The sequence below is a fragment of the Balneola vulgaris DSM 17893 genome (assembly GCF_000375465.1).
Taxonomy (GTDB): Bacteria; Bacteroidota; Rhodothermia; order Balneolales; family Balneolaceae; genus Balneola; species Balneola vulgaris.
Genome location: NZ_AQXH01000001.1, coordinates 1,098,115 through 1,118,447, shown reverse-complemented (window position 1 = coordinate 1,118,447; position 20,333 = coordinate 1,098,115). Strand labels below are relative to the sequence as shown.

16 protein-coding genes are annotated in these 20,333 nt (G+C 36.9%); 13 read left to right on the top strand and 3 right to left on the bottom strand.

Going from position 1 to position 20,333, the window contains the following annotated elements:
- Window positions 1-4: 4 nt before the first annotated feature.
- The 8 genes from B155_RS0104810 to B155_RS0104775 all read left to right on the top strand — a co-directional run bounded on the left by B155_RS0104810 (window position 5) and on the right by B155_RS0104775 (window position 10,917).
- Window positions 5-1,117 (top strand): Gfo/Idh/MocA family oxidoreductase, encoded by a 1,113-nt coding sequence (locus B155_RS0104810; protein WP_018127112.1) that lies wholly within the window; start codon window positions 5-7, stop codon window positions 1,115-1,117.
- Window positions 1,118-3,244 carry a bi-domain-containing oxidoreductase gene (locus B155_RS0104805; RefSeq protein ID WP_018127111.1) on the top strand — a complete coding sequence of 709 codons (2,127 nt, stop codon included), beginning with the start codon at window positions 1,118-1,120 and terminating at the stop codon, window positions 3,242-3,244. It begins immediately after the preceding gene.
- On the top strand, window positions 3,225-4,337 hold the full coding sequence (gene wecB, locus B155_RS0104800; RefSeq protein WP_018127110.1) for a non-hydrolyzing UDP-N-acetylglucosamine 2-epimerase: 1,113 nt from the start codon (window positions 3,225-3,227) through the stop codon (window positions 4,335-4,337). Before B155_RS0104805 ends, wecB begins: the two co-directional genes overlap by 20 nt.
- 231 nt (window positions 4,338-4,568) lie before the next feature.
- Window positions 4,569-5,933, top strand: coding sequence for a heparinase II/III family protein (locus B155_RS0104795; protein WP_157464728.1), 1,365 nt, complete (start codon window positions 4,569-4,571; stop codon window positions 5,931-5,933).
- Window positions 5,926-7,137 (top strand): glycosyltransferase family 4 protein, encoded by a 1,212-nt coding sequence (locus tag B155_RS0104790; protein ID WP_018127108.1) that lies wholly within the window; start codon window positions 5,926-5,928, stop codon window positions 7,135-7,137. The genes B155_RS0104795 and B155_RS0104790 overlap by 8 nt, the downstream gene beginning before the upstream one ends.
- A gap of 1 nt (window position 7,138) precedes the next feature.
- Complete coding sequence (locus B155_RS0104785) at window positions 7,139-8,455, top strand: nucleotide sugar dehydrogenase (protein ID WP_018127107.1); 1,317 nt, start codon at window positions 7,139-7,141, stop codon at window positions 8,453-8,455.
- The gene (locus B155_RS12995; RefSeq protein WP_018127106.1) at window positions 8,443-9,717 is read left to right on the top strand and encodes an MraY family glycosyltransferase; all 1,275 of its coding nucleotides are present in this window, start codon (window positions 8,443-8,445) and stop codon (window positions 9,715-9,717) included. The genes B155_RS0104785 and B155_RS12995 overlap by 13 nt, the downstream gene beginning before the upstream one ends.
- A gap of 27 nt (window positions 9,718-9,744) precedes the next feature.
- Entirely contained in the window at window positions 9,745-10,917 is a 1,173-nt protein-coding gene (locus B155_RS0104775) for a nucleotide sugar dehydrogenase (RefSeq protein ID WP_018127105.1), read from the top strand.
- 312 nt (window positions 10,918-11,229) lie between these two features.
- Here B155_RS0104775 and B155_RS0104770 read toward each other — a convergent pair whose 3' ends face one another.
- The 3 genes from B155_RS0104770 to B155_RS0104755 all read right to left on the bottom strand — a co-directional run bounded on the left by B155_RS0104770 (window position 11,230) and on the right by B155_RS0104755 (window position 16,086).
- On the bottom strand, window positions 11,230-11,901 hold the full coding sequence (locus B155_RS0104770) for a hypothetical protein (protein WP_018127103.1): 672 nt from the start codon (window positions 11,899-11,901) through the stop codon (window positions 11,230-11,232).
- Between the two features lie 903 nt (window positions 11,902-12,804).
- Window positions 12,805-13,023 carry a hypothetical protein gene (locus B155_RS13905; protein WP_018127101.1) on the bottom strand — a complete coding sequence of 73 codons (219 nt, stop codon included), beginning with the start codon at window positions 13,021-13,023 and terminating at the stop codon, window positions 12,805-12,807.
- A 699-nt stretch (window positions 13,024-13,722) separates the two neighbouring features.
- On the bottom strand, window positions 13,723-16,086 hold the full coding sequence (locus B155_RS0104755; RefSeq protein WP_018127100.1) for a polysaccharide biosynthesis/export family protein: 2,364 nt from the start codon (window positions 16,084-16,086) through the stop codon (window positions 13,723-13,725).
- Between the two features lie 100 nt (window positions 16,087-16,186).
- On the opposite strand from B155_RS0104755, the gene xrtX reads away from it, so the two are divergent.
- The 5 genes from xrtX to B155_RS0104730 all read left to right on the top strand — a co-directional run bounded on the left by xrtX (window position 16,187) and on the right by B155_RS0104730 (window position 20,315).
- Window positions 16,187-16,693: an exosortase X gene (gene xrtX, locus B155_RS0104750; protein ID WP_018127099.1), complete on the top strand. Its 507-nt coding sequence runs from the start codon at window positions 16,187-16,189 to the stop codon at window positions 16,691-16,693.
- Entirely contained in the window at window positions 16,686-17,183 is a 498-nt protein-coding gene (locus B155_RS0104745) for a hypothetical protein (RefSeq protein ID WP_018127098.1), read from the top strand. Before xrtX ends, B155_RS0104745 begins: the two co-directional genes overlap by 8 nt.
- Entirely contained in the window at window positions 17,155-18,438 is a 1,284-nt protein-coding gene (locus B155_RS0104740) for a glycerate kinase type-2 family protein (protein ID WP_018127097.1), read from the top strand. Before B155_RS0104745 ends, B155_RS0104740 begins: the two co-directional genes overlap by 29 nt.
- Window positions 18,439-18,550: 112 nt before the next feature.
- Window positions 18,551-19,576, top strand: coding sequence for a vWA domain-containing protein (locus B155_RS12990; protein ID WP_051069960.1), 1,026 nt, complete (start codon window positions 18,551-18,553; stop codon window positions 19,574-19,576).
- The gene (locus B155_RS0104730; protein WP_018127096.1) at window positions 19,569-20,315 is read left to right on the top strand and encodes an HAD hydrolase family protein; all 747 of its coding nucleotides are present in this window, start codon (window positions 19,569-19,571) and stop codon (window positions 20,313-20,315) included. Before B155_RS12990 ends, B155_RS0104730 begins: the two co-directional genes overlap by 8 nt.
- Window positions 20,316-20,333 lie beyond the last annotated feature (18 nt).

Here is a 20,333-nt window from a genome sequence, read left to right as displayed (position 1 = left end):
TTGAATGAAATCAAATCTTATATATTTAAAAAAATTAATTAGATATACTGGTATATATGGAGCTACACGCACATTTTATAAATTAGTCGGGAGATTAAGAACAAAGTATTTTAGATCCTTTTATTTTTTAAATAAACCTGATATAGGTTTAATTGGATGCGGTCAATTTCAATTTTCTACCATAGCATTTTTTCTTTCAAGATCATTTGTAAACCGGTTACTATTTTGTTTTGATATTGATGAAAACAAAACTAATACTTTAAGCTATGTCTATAGGGTAAAAAATACAGTTTTAACTAAAAGCCAAATTTATAGCTATAATCCTAAAATTGTTTATATCGCATCAAATCATTTTTCACATACTGAATATGCAATAAATTATTTAAACAAAGACATCAATGTCTATTGTGAAAAACCAATATCAGTAAATTTTTCTCAGTTTGATGCGTTAATTCAAAGCATTAAGTGCAGCAAAGGTAAATTTTACGCAGGTTATAATAGACCTTACTCATCAGCTGTACAGACAATAAAAAATCAGGTTTTGGGTAAACAAAATAATAAAGAAAAATTTTCTATAAATTGTTTTGTTTCAGCTCATGACATACCGGGAAATCATTGGTATCGAAACAAGGAAGAAGGTACTAGGATATGCGGCAATGTGGGCCACTGGTTAGATTTAATGATTAATATGTATAATTGGAGAGGATATATTCCTAAAAATTATAAGGTACAAATTGCCTATTCCAATAATGAAGAACCAGATGATAATATTACTATTTCAATAACAACTCTCGAGGGAGATTTAACATCCATTACCATTACTGCGCGATCTGAGCCATTTGAAGGGATTAATGAGACAATTAATTTTCAATATGATACAATAATTGCAAAGATTGATGACTTCAGAAAACTTACTATTTGGGATGAGGAAAATTTGTATAAAAAGAGATATTGGCCAAAAGATGTAGGTCATAAACGTTCAGTAATGCAACCTTTTGAGGAAGATAACAGAGATCTAAGTGAAGTTATAGCATCCACTGAGCTTATGTTATACATCACAGAAATGGTAAATAATCAAGTCACAGAAAAAGAAATTGAACTATCAAGAAATTTATAAATGAAACAAATCATTCAAGACCTCAAATCCGGTGACACGATTTTAGAAGAAGTACCGGTCCCTCGTGTAGGCTCTGGTAAGGTACTAATAAAAACTCACCGTAGTTTAGTTTCTCTTGGTACAGAGAAAATGCTAGTCAATTTTGGTCAAGCAAATTTAATTGATAAAGCACGTCAACAGCCTGATCGTGTTAAAGATGTTATCAATAAAATGAAAACGGATGGAATTCAACCCACAGTGGAAGCCGTTTTTAGAAAATTAGGAACTCCACTACCATTGGGATACAGTCAGGCAGGAACTGTTGTTGAAGTAGGAAATGGAGTAACAGAATTCAAAGTTGGTGATAGAGTTGTTTCTAATGGTAATCATGCCGAGTTTGTGGCCGTTCCTAAGAACTTAGTAGCAAAAATTCCTGATAATGTTAGTTTTGATGAAGCCTCTTTTACAGTTGTTGGAGCTATTGGTTTACAAGGGGTTAGATTAGTAAGGCCTACATTCGGTGAAACCATTGTAGTAATTGGATTGGGTTTGATAGGACTTATAACTGTTCAATTGTTAAAAGCTAATGGCTGTAATGTTATTGGTATAGATCTTGATCAGGATAAAGTTGATAGAGCCAAAAGCTATGGAGTTGAAGCATTGAACCCTTTAAATTCTGACCCTGTAAATTCGGTAAATGAACTTACAGGTCAAATTGGTTGTGATGGAGTAATAATCACTGCTTCTGCTCCATCAAATCAGATCATTAAGCAAGCTGCGAATATGTCTCGTAAGCGAGGCCGTATTGTATTGGTGGGTGTAATTGGATTAAATATAGAAAGGGCTGATTTTTATGAAAAAGAGCTCACCTTTCAAGTAAGTTGTTCTTATGGCCCAGGCAGGTATGATTCTAATTATGAGCAAAGTGGGCATGATTATCCGCTTCCATTTGTTCGATGGACAGAAAATAGAAATTTTCAGGCTATTCTTGAGGCAATTGAAAATGGAAATCTTGATGTAAAGTCTCTTATTACTGAAGAAGTAGTATTAGAAGACTATTTATCAATTTATGGTGATATGAATGCAAAAGGTTCGATTGCCTCAATATTACAATATCCAGTTGAAAGTGTAGAGATTAATCGGTCTGTAAAAGTCTCTTTAACTAATACAGAAAAATCTTCAGGTAAAATCGCTGTAATAGGTGCTGGAAATTTTACACAAGCTATGATAATGCCTGCATTGAAAAATACAAATGCAGACATTAAATATGTTTTAAGTTCTGGAGGCCTATCATCTACATCTCTTGCAAAAAAATATAATGTACCTATTAGTTCAACATCGTTTGATGAGGTTTTAGCAGATAGTGAGGTGAATCATGTTGTTATTACAACTCAGCATAATTTACACGCTGGAATGACCATTCAGGCATTAAATGCGGGGAAAGATGTTTTTGTTGAAAAACCATTGGCATTAAAATCAGATGAACTTAACGAGATCATTTCTGCAGTAGAAAAAAACAACAAATCTGTAATAGTTGGATTCAATAGACGATTTTCGCCTCATATCTTAAAGATGAAAAAACTCTTAGGTAATGAGCCGGGTCCAATGAATGTAATCGCAACAATGAATGCAGGATTTATTCCTCCAGAAGTATGGGTACATGATATGAATTCTGGTGGGGGAAGAATTATTGGTGAAGCTTGTCATTATATAGACTTGATAACTTGTTTAACGGGGTCAAAAATAGTAGAAGTTAATATGAAGGCTTTGGGTGTTGATCCAAAAATAAATACTGACAATGCCTCTATTCATTTAAAGTATGAAAATGGCTCACTAGGAGTAATAAATTACTTTGCCAATGGTCATAAGTCATATTCTAAAGAAAGGGTTGAGGTTTATTATCAAAATAAGAACCTCATTTTAGATAACTTCCGACGACTTGATGGTTATGGGTACTCTAAGGGACTGAGTTCTAAATTACTTAAAACTAAACAGGATAAAGGTCATTTTAATCAGTTTAATTTGTTAATAGAACAATGGGAAAAAGGACTGGCACCAATAATACCTTTTGATGAGATTGTGAATACTACAAAGGCATCTTTTGCTGCAATAGATTCATTACTCACTAATGAAACCAAAAAAGTATAACATGTTAATAGATTTAATAGCTGGAGCTAGACCAAACTTTATGAAGATTGCTCCGATTATAGATGCCATTAAGGAAGAACAAAAAAAGGATGTTAAGATCAGTTTCAGATTAATCCATACTGGTCAACATTATGATAAAAATATGAGTGGTTCCTTTTTTGAACAACTCGGTATTCCTGCACCCAACGAAAATCTTGGTGCCGGAGGCGGTACTCAGGCTGAGCAAACTGCATCCATTATGATTGGATATGAGAAATTGCTTATGGATAAACCGTCTGATCTATGCTTAGTTGTGGGGGATGTAACCTCTACTATGGCCTGTGCAATTACAGCACAAAAAATGCATATTCCTGTAGCTCATGTGGAAGCAGGAATTCGATCGGGTGATTGGAAGATGCCTGAGGAAATTAATCGGTTGGCTACGGACGCAGTGACTAATTATTTTTTCACCACTTCAGATGTGGCAAATTCCAACTTGAAAAATAGCGGTGTGGAAGATGAGCGTATTTTCTTCGTAGGGAATGTAATGATTGATACATTACTAAAGCACCGGCCAAGGTTTCAGAAACCTTCGGTATGGAATGAAGTTGGTCTTGAAAAAGGTAAATATATAGTAATGACACTTCATCGTCCTTCGAATGTAGATGAAGAAGAAATTCTGAAGTCGTTGATGGATGAAATCATGAATAATACTCAAGATATACCACTGGTATTTCCTGTTCATCCTCGAACGGCAAAGATTTTAAAAAATCTTGGAATTAGTTATGATCGACTACATATGGTCGAGCCCTTAGGTTACCTAGAATTCAATTATTTAGTAGAGAATTCTCTGGCAGTTATCACAGATTCTGGTGGAATTACAGAAGAAACTACGGTAATGGGAATCCCATGTATGACTTTAAGAGATAGTACTGAAAGGCCAGAAACAGTTACTCTAGGAACGAACGAGTTATTAGGAGTAAATCCGAAAGCAATTAAACCTGCCATGGAGAAATTATTTTCAGGAAACTGGAAAAGTGGAAGTATTCCAGAACTATGGGATGGAAAAACGTCAACTAGAATTGTAAATCAATTATTAACTTTGTTTGCATGATTGTTGCAGAAAAATAATTGAAATGTGATACACAAACTATTAAGGTACTATTTTACTCTAAAAGAGCTAAAGTTTATTCAAATACGATATCAAGTATGGTATAGGCTTAAAAATAAATTTTTCCCTACGCAGTATCCTGATGGAATTAAGGCACCAAAGTATCAGAAAATACAGCTTTGCTCGTTTCCTGAGCAATACGTTCATTACCTAGGCAAAAATCAGTTCCAATTTTTGAATCTAAATCAAATGTTTAAAAGTAAGATCGATTGGAATTATTCAGATTATGGAAAACTTTGGGCCTATCATCTGAATTATTTTGATTTCCTGCATCAACCTGAAATGGATTGGAAAACCGGGAAGCAATTGATTGATGATTTCAATGATCAGCCTCATTCTCGTTCAGAAGGATTAGATCCCTATCCAATTTCCCTTCGAACAATTAATTGGATCAAATTTCTTGCAGTCGAAGATAAATACCCTATAGATGTAGTTAATTCGATTTATGCTCAGTACCAAGTGCTCACTAAAAAAATAGAGTATCATTTGTTAGGGAATCATTTACTTGAAAACGGGTTTTCGTTGCTTTTTGGTGCTGTTTTTTTTCAAGACAAAAAATTGATAAAGCTTGCTAGAAAAATACTTATGGCTGAGTTAGAGGAACAGATACTGGAGGATGGGGCACATTTCGAACTCTCGCCCATGTATCATTTAATTATCTTACAACGAGCTTTAGACAGCTATAATTTACTACGGAATAATGAGCATAAACTTCAGGATGTTGAACAGAAGTTAAAAAGTGTAATTCAAAAAATGGTGAATTGGCTGTATACATTAATGTTTGGTAATGGAGATATACCAATGTTTAACGATAGTGTAAGCGGTCAAGCTCTTTCGCCTACCATTATAATGGAGTATGCAAAACAACAAGGTTTTACTCCAAGTAAAATAACTCTATCAGATTCAGGCTATAGAAAATTAGTGTCTGATAATTTTGAACTTATTGCAGATGTGGGGAATATTGCTCCTACCTATCAACCAGGGCACGCACACGCAGATGCTTTATCATATGTTATGTATTACCAAGGCGAACCAATGATAGTAGATTGCGGTATATCTACTTATGAAAAAAATAATCAGAGGAGAATTGAGAGAAGTACCGCTTTTCATAATACAGTAGTAATTAGAGATACCAATCAAAGTGATATTTGGGGTGGTTTTCGAGTGGGAAAAAGAGCAAAAACTACAATTAATATAGATGCAGAAAATAAGATTTTAGCTAGTAATGATGGTTATGCTAGATTTGGTGTAATTCATAAAAGGTCATGGGAGACTATTAATAACACAATCAAAATTTGTGATAGTATTGGAAAAAATAAAACGGGGACCTCATATATACATTTTCATCCTGATACAACTATAAGTATTAAAGGAACAGAGATAGTATTAAATGATATAGTAAAAATTTTATTAGAGGGGAAGAATATTAAATTAAATATGGAAGACTACCAGTTTTGTGAAGGATTTAATCTAAGAACTACTTCAAAAAAAGTATGTATAAATTTTGAAGATGATTTGACATGTGAGTTTTATGAATAAAATTTTATTTATTACGGATAATTTCCCCCCAGAAGTCAACGCCCCTGCAACTCGAACCTATGAGCATGCAAAGGAGTGGGTAAAATTAGGTTTAGATGTAACAATTATAACATGTGCTCCAAATTTCCCGCAAGGAAAAGTATATAAAGGGTATAAAAATAAATTTCGTGAAACCGAGGTTGTTGATGGTATAAAAGTGATTAGGGTTTGGAGTTATATAACAACAAACGCCGGTTTTGTAAAACGCACATTAGATTATTTGAGTTTTGCATTTATGGCCACATTACATGGTTTATTTGAAAAAGCAGATATAATTGTAGCTACTTCGCCTCAATTTTTTACTACTTGGTGTGGTTATACTTTGAGTATCCTAAAAAGAAGGCCTTGGGTTTTTGAGTTGAGAGATCTTTGGCCAGAATCTATTGTATCAGTTGGTGCAATGGGAAAAGGTAAGTTGTACGACTTTCTCGAACGAATTGAGCTGTTTCTTTACAAAAAAGCAACAATCGTGATCCCCAATACAGATGCATTTAAAGAAAATCTTATAAAAAGGGCGATTGATCCTGCAAAAATTCATGTAATACAAAATGGGGCCAATTTAGAATTGTTTGATACTAGTGTTCGATGCAAAGGGCTTAAAAAAGATATAGGATTTGATGATAGGCCTGTTGTTGGGTATATCGGGACTCACGGAATGGCACACGGTTTAGATTTCATTATTGAATCTATAAATAGTGAAAATCTAGATTACGCTAATTTTCTATTTATTGGTGATGGAGCTGAAAAAGAAAAAGTAATGTCGTTGGCAAAAAAATATGAATTGAAAAACATAGTTTTTCATGATCCTATACCTAAAGAAGAAATTCCAAAATATTTATCAATTGTGGATGTTTCTTTAATTCCCCTTAAAAAATCTGATACATTTAAAACAGTAATTCCTTCTAAAATTTATGAAACTTGCGCAATGAATAAGCCGATACTATTGGGGGTTGAAGGTGAAGCTAAAAAGCTTATTGATGAGTATGAAGTGGGGTTATGTTTTGAGCCTGAGAATGCTGTTGATTTTGCACATAAATTAAATCGACTACTAACTAATTCTGCCTTATATTCGAAGCTTGAAAAAAATACAGCTACGCTTGCATCAGATTTTGATAGAAAAGTTATGGCTAAGAAAATGATGGATTTATTAATAAATAGTCAATAGAATGAGTGTAATTGAGCAATTAAATAAGATTGAAAAGAGATCGTATAAAGTTGGGATTGTTGGTTTAGGTTATGTAGGCTTGCCACTTATGTGGACATTTCATCAAAATGGATTAACAGTAAAGGGTTTTGATATAGATGAGCATAAAATTCACTGTTTAGAGCATGGTATATCTTATATCAAACATTTAGGTGAAGAAATGATGGGGATACTTGCAAAATCGGATAGGTGCTCGTCAACTACTAATTTTGATGAACTAAAAGAAGTTGATGCAATTATAATGTGCGTTCCAACTCCTCTAGATCACCATAGAGAGCCTGATATGAGTTACGTTGTAGAAACTACCAAAGTAATAAGTAATCATTTACAATCAGGACAATTAGTTATATTAGAGTCGACGACCTATCCTGGTACAACTGAGGAGGTTATGATTCCTATTTTAGAAAAAAGTGGATTAAAGGCTGGAGAAGATTTTTATGTTGCTTATAGCCCAGAGAGAGAAGATCCAGGTAACCCTAACTTTAATACGGCTAAAATTCCTAAAGTAGTTGGTGGGCATGGTGATGATGCATTAAAAATTGCATTAGCACTATATGATACATCTATCATTAAAACAGTTCCTGTTACAGATACGAAGACAGCAGAAGCTGTTAAAATTACAGAAAATGTATTCAGGTCTATAAATATAGCATTAGTCAATGAGCTCAAAGTAGTATTTGAGAAAATGAACATCGATGTTCATGAAGTGCTAGATGCTGCAGATACCAAACCGTTTGGGTTTATGAAATTTACACCTGGTCCAGGATTAGGTGGACATTGTATACCAATAGATCCATTCTATTTAACATGGAAAGCACGTGAGTTTGAACAGAATACTAGATTTATTGAACTAGCTGGGGAAATTAATACAGCAATGCCTCAATATGTAGTAGATAGAAGTATCTTAGCATTGAACTCTCAGAAAAAAGCATTGAATGGAAGTAAAGTTTTATTACTCGGATTAGCTTATAAGCCTAATGTAGATGATATGCGTGAGTCTCCAACTTTTAAATTGCTAGATTTATATAAAAATTTAGGTGCAGACGTTGATTACTTTGACCCATATATTCCAGTTATTTCACCGACTAGAGAACATGCTGAATGGACAGGGACGAAATCAATCAATTGGTCAGAGGAAATAATTAGAGAGTACGATATTGTAGTAATTTCTACAGATCATAATAATGTTGATTATGAGGCACTATTTGATTGGTCGTCACTCATAGTGGATACTCGAAATGTATTTAAAGGTAAGCATGAAAAAGTTTGGAAAGCTTAATTAAAATTCTTCCGTTAGAGCTTTTAGATAATATTCTTATATTCATGCCTCTAAAGAGGGAGACTATGTTTTATTTAATCACCGGCGGATCTATGTTACAGCTTATAGGTGCAGCTATTAGCGCTTTTCTTATTGTGTACGCTACCGTTCCAGTTCTTATAAAGGTCGCTTATTTAAAAGAACTATACGACAAACCGGATGGAGAGCGTAAACTTCATACTGATTATATACCAACCTTAGGCGGAATCGCAATATTTATAGCATTTCTATTATCTTTTTCATTTAGTGGTTTTGCGGATTCAATAAATGGCTTAGCGTATTTTATTGGAGCTATAACCGCCTTGTTTTTCTGCGGACTTAAAGATGACTTGGTTGGACTATCACCCAATAAAAAACTTCTCGTAGAATGTATTGCCATTGCTGCAATAATGTTTGGTGGGGGAGCTTTAATTAGTAGTTTTGGTGGAGTGTTTGGAATCAATGAGATTCCATTTTGGTTAAGTGTTCCAATTTCACTTTTTACAGCTATTGTGGTAATTAACGCCTATAACTTAATTGATGGTATAGATGGATTAGCGGGTGGAGTAGGAGCATTAGCAGCTATATGTTTTTCCATAGTGTTTTTTGTTTCTGGGTATGTGCCTCTTGCGGTAATGAGTATTTTATTAGCAATAACATTGGTGGGTTATCTATTCCATAATTTTCACCCTGCTAATATATTTATGGGAGACACTGGATCATTGATTATCGGTTTCGCTCTTTCATTTTTAGCTATACATACACTTTCATTAAATACAGTCGAAGGATTTAATACTTATTTTTCTGGTTCAGCAGCACCTCTAGTAATCTCTTTCTTAGCCTTACCGTTATATGATACACTTAGAGTTTTTATGAGAAGAATAAAAAAGGGTGAATCTCCATTTAGTGCAGACTCTGATCATATTCACCATGCATTACTTAAAATGGGATGTGGGCAAAAAAGAACCGTTTTATATCTATATGCATCTGCCATGGTAATAGTAGGAGTTGGATTTCTAACTACAAGCCTAAATGTAAATTTTTCACTCGGATTAGTAGTTCTATCTTGCCTGTTGGTTTTCCCTACGGGTGGTTGGAAACGAAAAATCGCCTCAGTATTAGGATTAGATATCACCAAGCTTATACGTCCAAAAAAGAAGGTGGATTTATATGCTCATCTTGAGGTTACTAATAAAAAGAAAAAAAGCTCCAATAAATTATCTGAAGCCAGTCTATTAGATTAGTATCTTTATCTAAAAATTAAATTAATTATGAAAATTGCAGTAGCAGGGACAGGCTATGTGGGGCTGTCTTTAGCAGTATTATTAGCCCGTCATCATGAAGTGACAGCTGTAGATATTATTCAAGAAAAGGTAAATCAAATTAACCGAGGTATTTCACCTATTAGTGATGCCGAGATTGAAAAATTTTTAAAGGAAGAAAAGCTTTCTTTAAAAGCTACACTGGATGCGAAAGAGGCTTATGGAAATGCGGATTATGTGATAATTGCTACTCCAACCAATTATGATCCTGAGACCAATCACTTTGATACTTCATCGGTAGAAGCCGTTATTCAACAAGTGCTGGATATTAATCCAACTACGGTAATGGTCATTAAGTCGACCGTACCAGTGGGTTATGCAGAATCAGCAAAAGCTAAATTTAATACAGAGAATATCATTTTCTCCCCAGAGTTTCTACGTGAAGGTAAAGCATTGTACGATAATCTTTACCCATCAAGAATAGTAGTAGGAGAGCGTTCTAAAAGAGCGGAAATCTTTGCAGAAATGCTCATTGAAGGGGCAGAAAAGCCTCGTGAGGAGATTCCCGTTCTGTATACCGATGCAACCGAAGCTGAGGCCATTAAGTTATTTTCGAATACCTATTTAGCGATGCGTGTGGCCTACTTTAATGAATTGGATTCTTATTGTGAGACCCATGATCTAAGTACGGTGCAAGTGATAGAGGGAGTGGGACTAGATCCTCGAATTGGGGATCATTATAACAACCCATCATTTGGATACGGGGGCTATTGCTTACCAAAAGATACCAAGCAGCTATTGGCTAATTTTAAGGATGTTCCAAATAATCTGATTCGGGCTATTGTAGATGCGAATAGAACTCGGAAAGATTTTGTAGCAGAGCAGATTATAAAGAAAAGCCCAAATGTAGTTGGTATCTATAGATTGGTGATGAAGCAGGGTTCGGACAATTTCAGAGCCAGTGCCATACAAGGTATCATGAAGCGTATTAAAGCCAAGGGTATTGAAGTGGTGGTGTTTGAGCCTTACTTAAAAGAGGATGAGTTTTATCATTCTAGAGTGATTAGAGATTTAGAGGCTTTTAAGGAAATGTCGGACGTGATTGTTGCCAACCGTATGGTGGATGAAATCGAAGATGTGGAATCTAAGGTGTATACCCGAGATCTTTTTGGTAAGGATTGATTGAGGTAGGTTATTTGATATGAAAAGTCCTGTAGCATAGCTGCAGGACTTTTTTTGTTTTATTGAAGGGGATTAGTGTTTGCTAGAGTGGGAGTACCAGTAATTCAACTGATGAATTCAGTACAAGAATTGTTGTGATTAGGTCATTCTGAACACAATCACATATGTGATTGTTGCGATGACAATTAATGATAATTGTAAATCTTGTGAACTAACATTTTTATTCTTTTTTGAATTGAAATATTCAATAATTGAATAAACTAGAAGCACACCCAAGAATATGTTTCCTACCATATTATTCACCATTATTTATTAATCAAAAAACATACAGTCAACAAAATCATAGGTAGCAATTCCAACGCCAATCCATCCTAGGTACCGAGCACCTATTTTGGTAAATGTTTTTATTAGCAATTTTCTTCCACTGATAGTGGCCATACTTCTATGTCTTAATAGTTCTATAGCTATTTCAATTCCTATAGCTCGCTTAGCGCAGTCCCAAAATTCTGATGCATATGCATCAGTGGCACAAAGGCTGCTAAATACGCTGCCGAATGATTGATTGGATTTAAGATAATTTTCCATTTCAACAATAGTAAATGCCATATAAATTATTCGGGGATCATTAATTTTGAAATTTTCATCTTCAAAATCTTTATCTGTAAAACCATAAGTATGTAATAATTCTATACTACTTTGATATATAGGCTTTAAAGTACTTTCCATTTCAAAATTTAACGCAGGATCTGCACGATAGTTTATATCCTTAGATTCAAAATCTAGGATTTTATGATTTAATTGTTCTAGTTGATTTCTGTTTTGCTCTATGTGGTATGTGAAATTTTCAATAGCTAAATTTTTATTAGTATTAGAGTCAGATAAGTTATTAGTACATGACTGAAATGTAAATATTGTCAAACTAACTAATAAAATTGTAGAGAATAATCCCACAAACCCTTTAATGAGTTTTATAATGATAGACATGATTTCTCCTGATTTAATTAAACCGCTTATTGCGGTTAATTAAATTTGTAAGGCATTTTGTATATAAAAGCAAGAAATTTTATACTTAAAAAGTATAAATACTGATATTTACGAATAAAATTATAAGTATAAATACGTATAAATTTATCAATTTAGATTCGTATCGATGGGGGATCTTTGACACGAGGAAAGGGATAATGAAGATTTTAACCTATTAATTAAACTCCTAAGAAGTTCGTTATCCTGAACGGCGATCCGCCAGCTGGCGGACAGGATTTTAAATTGGCTATGATTGTGTAAAATGGTTGTTGCACGAAGCGTTGAGAAAAGCCTAAACATTTCAAAGAGGTTTCCATTACAGATCCTGAATCAAGTTCAGGATGACGAAATTATTAAAAGTGTCATCCTAAGCGGAGCGAAGGATCTTAGGGGGTAGGTGATTAGGTTGTCCATTCACTGTATAGTTTTATACCAAGGGACATGGGGATGTTGTTTGCGGCACTTGGTAGATTGTTAAACTGGTGCTATTATCCCACAAGATTCTTCTCCATCTACCGGCGGATCAGGATGACCAATAAATTTATGGTGGAATTTTGCAATAAACTTTGTCACTTCGTGTGAAACGAGAAGTCTAGAGATCGAAATTAAAGCTGTCATCCTGAGTAGGAAAGGCTGTGATGAGGATCAAGGGTGCAAACGCGAAGGATCTCAAGTTAACACACTAGCCAAAGCTAGTTCAGGGTTTGAGACCCTTCGCAACCAACCAAGAGGCATTGTTAGAATTCCTCGGCTCAGGGTGACAGCTCCTTTTTATGTCTACTCTGCCAACCAAACAACCAACAACGACGTCATCCTGAACAGCAGAACGAAGTGTAGCGTGATTCAGGATCTTTCTTAGGCTTCTTAGCCACAATAACTTTCCCTCTTCCCCTTTTGTTTGGACAAAAGGGGAGCAAAAACCACCGCCAGGAATTGCTTCGGGCCTTCCTTAGCCGCGCCAGGCACAACATACAATTCCTCATCCGCCAACTGGCTGACTTGGCGCATGTTCTGCTTCTCTGACGCTGTGCAAAATGAAGGCGATTCCTGCTCAATTCCAACGGCGGAGATCGTTGGAGCCATTTAGTATTATCTATTAATTACCAGTTTACTCTTTTCTGAGACCCAACACCCAACACCCAACAACGTCGTCATCCTAAACATCGGAATAAAGAGAAAGAATAAGAGATATCTATATTTGCCTTAAAGTGATGACACTTTTGGCTTGACCCAAAAGTGCCCAAAAAGTCAATAAGATTCCAAACTCCTCCCATCGGATTCTGATTTCAACGTTGATATGTATCCATGCCGATGGTTCGTCAGACAGGGAATCTTAGGTTATTCTTCTCTTTTTCTAGAGATGATTAACAACGTATCTATTTAACTTATATAACCAACCAAACAAAATAGCTGTCATCCTGAGTAGGAAAGGCTGTGATGAGGATCAAGGGTGCAAACGCGAAGGATCTCAAGTTAACACACTAGCCAAAGCTAGTTCAGGGTTTGAGACCCTTCGCAACCAACCAAGAGGCATTGTTAGAATTCCTCGGCTCAGGGTGACAGCTTCTTTTTATGTCTACTCTGCCACCCAAATACCCATCAAAGACGTCATCGAATTACCTAACATCTACAAGGATGACCTAGTCTTGTATCGAAGGATGGCCATAGATACGAGGAAGAGGTTGTTTAATGCTACTAAGACCAAGGATAACAAATGCCAGGGGCTTTTACCATTGGTGCCGACGGCTAAACCGTCGGACCAATTAGCTTAGAGTCAATAAATCAATTTCGCCTAATTTGGAAAATCGTGTTGGTTACAATAGCTGCTAGTGAAACAATGGTTGAGTAAATAGCGACTCGTTCACCAGTCGTCATCTTATCAACCACAGGTTTTTTAGGAACGATGATTTTACTACCCGGCTCTACATTAGGATATTTTTTGAAGAACAAAAACTTCCTCATACGCTTTACTTCACCATTGGCATACACAATGTATGATTTCTTCGTATTTGCAGAATCTGATACTCCACCTGCAGAGTTGATATAGCTTCTAAATGATTTATTGTCGTCGAATCGAATGTTAGAAGGGAAGAGTACCTCTCCATCCACTAAGACAGTTTCAAGCTTTTTAGGGATACGTAAAATATCTCCTGGTTGTAGAAGGAGATCTTGTTCGCCATCTGGATTGGCTAAAATCTCTTCTAAGCGAATTGCCACTACTGATGTACTATCATTCACTCGAGGTCGGTTTAGGGTAGCTCCAGGGATATACCCAAATTCAGTGATCCCACCACTGCTTTCAATCAAATCAGATACACGATATTCTCTATTTTTAAGAGCGTATGAACCTGGGAATACTACTTCACCAAGAATGGTTGCACTTTGTTGTTTTACATAGGTAGGTGAGCTACGCACAAATACCTGATCATAAGGCTGTAAACTAAATTCAGGATTGGAAGAGGAGAGAATAAGTCCTTCTCTTACTTCAATAATAAAGATTTCAGCAAGCTCATTACGTACTTGTCCAGATCCATCGTCAAGAATACGTCGTGCGACTTCGATATTATAATTGGCAGCCCCTTCTGTAAATCCTTTTGCTTGGAAGATGAGATCTTTTAAAGTCATATTTTTGATGAAGGGGAAGGTACCGGTTTCGTTTACTTCACCAGAAATGGTAATAGTCTCTTCTTCTCTGAGGTCAAAGATGGAGGCGATATTTACGATGTCATCTTTCTGAAGGTCAATATCATAAGCTTCTGGTTCATTCATCAACTTACTGAGGTTAACTGGGATACTTTCAACGGTAAGATCGTTGCGCGTTCTATACACGATGGCACGCTCCATATATGCGTCACCCATCAAACCATCTGCGTTTTGAATAAGAGTGTATAAAGTTGGGTTTTCTTCTAGTTGGTATTCCCCTTCACGGTACACCGCACCTTGGATTTCAACACGGTTACTGTAACGCTCTAGGATTTCACCAACCGTAACTTGATCCCCGGTCTTAAGTGGAGTATCGGCTTCATTTGGGTATTCAAGCTCAATGATACTTCGTTCCGTAGGAGTGTTTCTTCGGATTTTGATTCGCTGTGTATAGGCTTGTTGGCCAAATCCTCCGGCAAAAGACAATAGGTCTGCAAATGTCTCATCAGGCAGTGTTTCGAATAAACCTGTTCGTTTAGTTTCACCATTTAGTGCCACTCTATATACATAGGGATCCACTTTGACGATATCCTGATCTTGAAGAACAATATTAGACGTTTGATTTCCATCCACGAGAAAGTCGTAAAGATCCACTTCTTGAATTACTTTACCGCCTCGAATTACTTTTATACTTCTATAAGTCCCGTTTTTTGAAGGTCCACCCGCAGCATATAGGGCGTTAAACACGGTAGAAAGGGAGGAAATGCTATAAGTGCCTGGTACTTGGAGGTTTCCTACCATATGCACTTTAATGGTGCGAACTTTTCCTAAACTGATTTGAGCATAGGTATCTTTTTTCGATCCTTTTAATCCGGAATAGATAGAGGATAAACGTGATTTTATCACATTCGAAGCCTCTTCAATACTCAACCCACTCAGAGCAATAGGTCCAATGCTTGGGATGTAAATGGTGCCTTCTGGAGATATGGTAAGCGCATAGTTGTTTTGAGCAGCCCCATAGATATCAATAATGAGTTCATCTCCTGCGCCTAATACATAATTTTTTGGAGTCGGAATGTTTTGAGATGGCTCAAAGGTCAATCGACTATTATTAAACAGGTCTGAACCAAAGATTTTATTCGAATTTGGGTCGGAAAGGTCGGTACTATCACGTTGTATGAGAGTATCGTCGTCGGTATCTCGAAGTCGGTCTTCGCTTTGGTTTAATTCCGTGGAAGGCGCATTAATGCCTGATTGGAGCCCCAAAAATCGAGCTCGTAGCTTAGCTACTTCCACCGACGACATACCACGAGCCATTGCCATAGCTTCTACTTCTTGAATAGATAAGCCTTGAGTTTGCGCACGTTCATAGATCTGCTGTATCTGCTGATCACTTAAATCATCGGCTTTTAAATTCTTGAAATCTATGCTAGATATATCCTGAGCTAATAGAGTAAATGAAAATATGATTGTGAAAAATAATAGTGCGAGTGTTCTGATCATTAAATGAGTCCTAGTTTTTCCAAAGCCTAAAAAATACATGATTTTCCTTTGAATAATAAACTGTTATTATAGGTAAGTTATTTTTTAAAATTGAGTATTTATGAAGCTTTCACCACTAACTTTATTCATCTTAAAAGCGGTCGGCTTTTTTATTATATGGTACATCATCTATGAGCTATGGCTACTGCCTGATGGTCGGTTAGATGAATGGCTTTCGTTGAATGTAATCGGCATAAGTAAAGGACTCCTTCAGTCGTTTGGTTATGATATCATCAGCTATAATAGAGTAGTGGGTATTTTTGGTACCCCCGGTGTTGAAATTGTAGATGGATGTAACGGAATAGCTCCAATGGGATTATTCCTAGGGTTTATGGTGGCCTTCCCTGGTGATGCGATTAAAAAACTGAGTTATGTAATACTGGGTGTTTTAGCCATCTATGTTTCAAATATAGTTCGCATAACCGTTTTGGTTATCACTCAGGAAGAGTGGCCTCAAGTTTTTGATTTCTTTCACGATTACACTACAACGGCCATATTCTATTTTATCATTTTTGGATTATGGATGATTTGGGTGAATTTCAATGAGCAGGCATTTAAAAATGCTTAAACGCTGGTTATTCAAATTACTTAAGCTCATTGCCTTTGTAGCTCTGTATTTTACCGTGCTCATTCCTGTAAGAGAAACGACCATGACATTCATTACAAAGAATTCCTTAGAAGTGATAAAACAACCTATTTCGGTATATGAACAGGGAAATAGAGGGATAACCGTAATAAACACCACCAACGGTGAACGCGCCAAAGCCCGTGTACCTTTTGGGATGAATTTCTTTATTGGAGTGATTGGGTTGATACTCATTGATGCGACAAGAAAGTTTTATTTCATAGAATCTGCGGTACAGATATTCTTTGGGGTAATCATTGCAAGTGCCTTTTATTTCGGAGTGCAAGGGCATCCCATGGCCCTCCAAATTGCTGATATGTCGAGTATATATTTTCTTCCACTTTCTTCTCTTTTTATGGTAGTTTTAGCCTTTATTGAAAAGAAACAGCGCACTACCGATCAGCATGAAGGAAACTCTCTCCAAGCAACATAAAATTCTTAGCCAAACCGCAGACCTAATTGCAGATAGCAATGTGGATTTTGATCCTACAACTTTGGGATTGGAGAAGTATTCGACTTTTAAAATAGTGGGTGTTGGTAAGGCAGCTGAGGCTTTAGTTCAAAGTATCTATCAGGCTTATCCAAAGCAGATTATAGATGGATTGGTGATTGGACATAAGGACGGAATGATCGGTCCAAACATTCAATGCTTCCAAGGTGCTCACCCATATCCCAATGATGAGACGGTGGCGGCCTCATATGAGGTACAACAGTTTGTGAAAGAAGTAGCTCCTCATGAACACCTTGTGGTTTGTGTAACCGGTGGCGCCTCATCCATGTTCACGATTCCTCCGTTTGGAATCGAACTTGAAGAGATTCAAAAACTGTATGCCTTGCTCTTACAATCAGGGATGAATATTCATGAAATGAATACCGTTCGTAAGCACGTGTGTGATGTGAAAGGGGGAAAGTTACTCGAGGTTTTTCAAGGTGCATACATTACCACTATTCTTGATTCTGATGTGCCTGATCATGATCACTCTACCATAGGCAGTGGCCCAACCATAGTTGATACTACTAGTTATATAGATGCCATTCAGTTGCTGAAGCAACATGAGATTTGGGAAGAGGTACCCGTTTGTATTCAAGAGCATCTGATTTGTGGAGTGGAAGGGATTATCCCGGAGAACCCGAAGATTATGAACGCGTTTAGGTTTATGAACACGGTTCATCTCATCAACGAGAGGGATATGAGTATTGCTAGCATCACTCAATTCCTAAAAAAGCAGGGTTATACTACTTGGGTAAATAGCGAACCGTATGAAGGATCAGTGATGGCGGTGTCTAAAAAAATATGTAGCAGAGCAATTCAGGTTTTGAGCGGTAACGATCTTTTGAAAAAACCGGTCGCACTCATATTTAATGGCGAATGTACCGTGAAGGTGAAAGGTGATGGTAAAGGTGGGCGGAATCAAGAATTGGCATTAATGGCGGCACTTTCGGTGGAAGGTCAACATGCAATTTCATTGTTAAGCATGGATACTGATGGCATTGACGGACCAACGGAGGTATCGGGTGCTATCATTAATAGCTTTACCATTTTGGAGGCTCGAAAGAAAAAGATTGAGCCAGAGCGTTATCTTCAAAACAACGATTCCTATCACTTCCACAAAGCATTAAATACGCACATACAGGTAGGTGCTACGGGCAAAAACTGGATGGATGTTCAAGTGGTGCTTATTGAGTGAATGCCTTCTTAGTTAACATTAATTGATGTAAGTTTATCCCTGCAGTGTTGCGTTGCGATAAATAGAATACTAACATCCCGATGAAGCATTAATCTACAGCTGAAACCACATTATGATCTGGCAATCTCCCCATTATTTATGGCTTTTATTATTGATCCCTGTATTCGTTGTAGGAATCTGGTTGCGCCTACGTGCATTAGAGAAAAAGAGAGCACGTTTCTTCAACGAGGAATTATTCAATAAGCTACGTTTAGGCTATTGGAAGCCGTCTGATCCACTTAAAAATACCTTTTTTATCGTCGGTTTTGCTTTTTTAGTACTTGCTATGGCAGGACCAAAAATTGGTACCGAAGTACGTGAAGTAAAACGACAAGGGGTGGATATGTTAATCGCATTAGATCTATCGGCCAGTATGAATGCTGAGGATGTGCGCCCTAGTAGGTTGGAGAAAGCCAAGTTTGAAATTGGCAGGTTGATTGAACGCTTGAAAGGCGACCGGGTAGGACTCGTGGTTTTTACAGGTGAAGCCTATCTTCAAAGTCCAATGACCTTAGACTACTCAGCCTTAAAACTCTTCCTTGAGATTGCGGATACCGACCAAATGCCTAGTTCAGCTACTGATTTCAACTCGGCTATGGAAACGGCACTCACGGCATTTCAGTCGTTAGAAGAGAATACCGAAGAAGCAGCCAAGGTGTTATTAATCATCTCAGATGGGGAAGACCACGGTCAGGCTTTTGATGAGTCTTTAGAGCAATTGATTGATAACAACATCTTAGTTTACACTTTAGGCATCGGGACGAATGAAGGAACAACCATTCCATTGTATGAAAACAGTACAGGGAAGCTGATTGGGTATAAAAGAGATCGAGAAGGTAAAATTGTAACGACTTCACTTCAAAGCGATGTGTTACGTCAGATTGCGAATCGTTCGAACGGTACTTATTACGCAATTGAACGCGGGAATGATGGCATTGATGCTTTTTTGGCACGAGTGGATGAACTGGAAAAGGGAGAGTTTTCAAGCCAGGAGTATGCCGACTATAAAAATCAGTACCAATGGATGGCGGCCTTAGCGCTCTGTTGTTTTGCCGTTTCTTACATCATTCCTACTTACCGAAAAAACGGGCATGATTAAATTATTTATTACTGATTTAGATGGCTGCATGAGTATACCCTTTGAACTTCCTAATTGGGATGCACTCAATGAGATAAGAGCCCTCAATGAGCTCAGCCAATCTGATCCGACCGTTCCTCCTATCACCATTTGTACGGGACGCCCATTGCCTTATGCTGAAGCCATTCATCAATGGATGGGGATGAGATTGCCGTTTTTGTTTGAAAGTGGTGGAGGGATGTATGATGCGCAGTCGAATTCCTTAACTTGGCATTCTTTATTTACGAAAAAGCGCCTTGCAGACATCCAATCCGTTAAAGAGTTCCTTCAAAAGGAGTGTGTTTCTAAGTTTGATGAGACCATTCCTGAATTTGCTAAGCACACGGATGCAGGATTAATCAATCCAGACCCTAAGAAGATTGAAGCCATGCTGCCATTAGTGGAAAGCTTTGTTCAAGAAAAATACCCTAATCTAGAAGTACATTATACCGATGTATCGATTAATGTGATCTCGAAAGCCACAAATAAAGGCGAGGGCATTAAAATGTTGTGCAAGCAGTTGGGATTAGGCTTACAAGAGACTGCTTACATTGGGGATACGGGGGGCGATGTACCGGCATTGAAAATTGTTGGTAAAGCCTTTGCTCCATCCAATGCTAAAGAAGTGGCTAAGCATGTAGCTGAAGTTGCGCCATTTGAAGCAACCGAAGCCGTTTTATATGCTTATAAAAAGGTAATTGAATTCAATAGAACCGTGTAGCTTTTCACGGCTACTGAT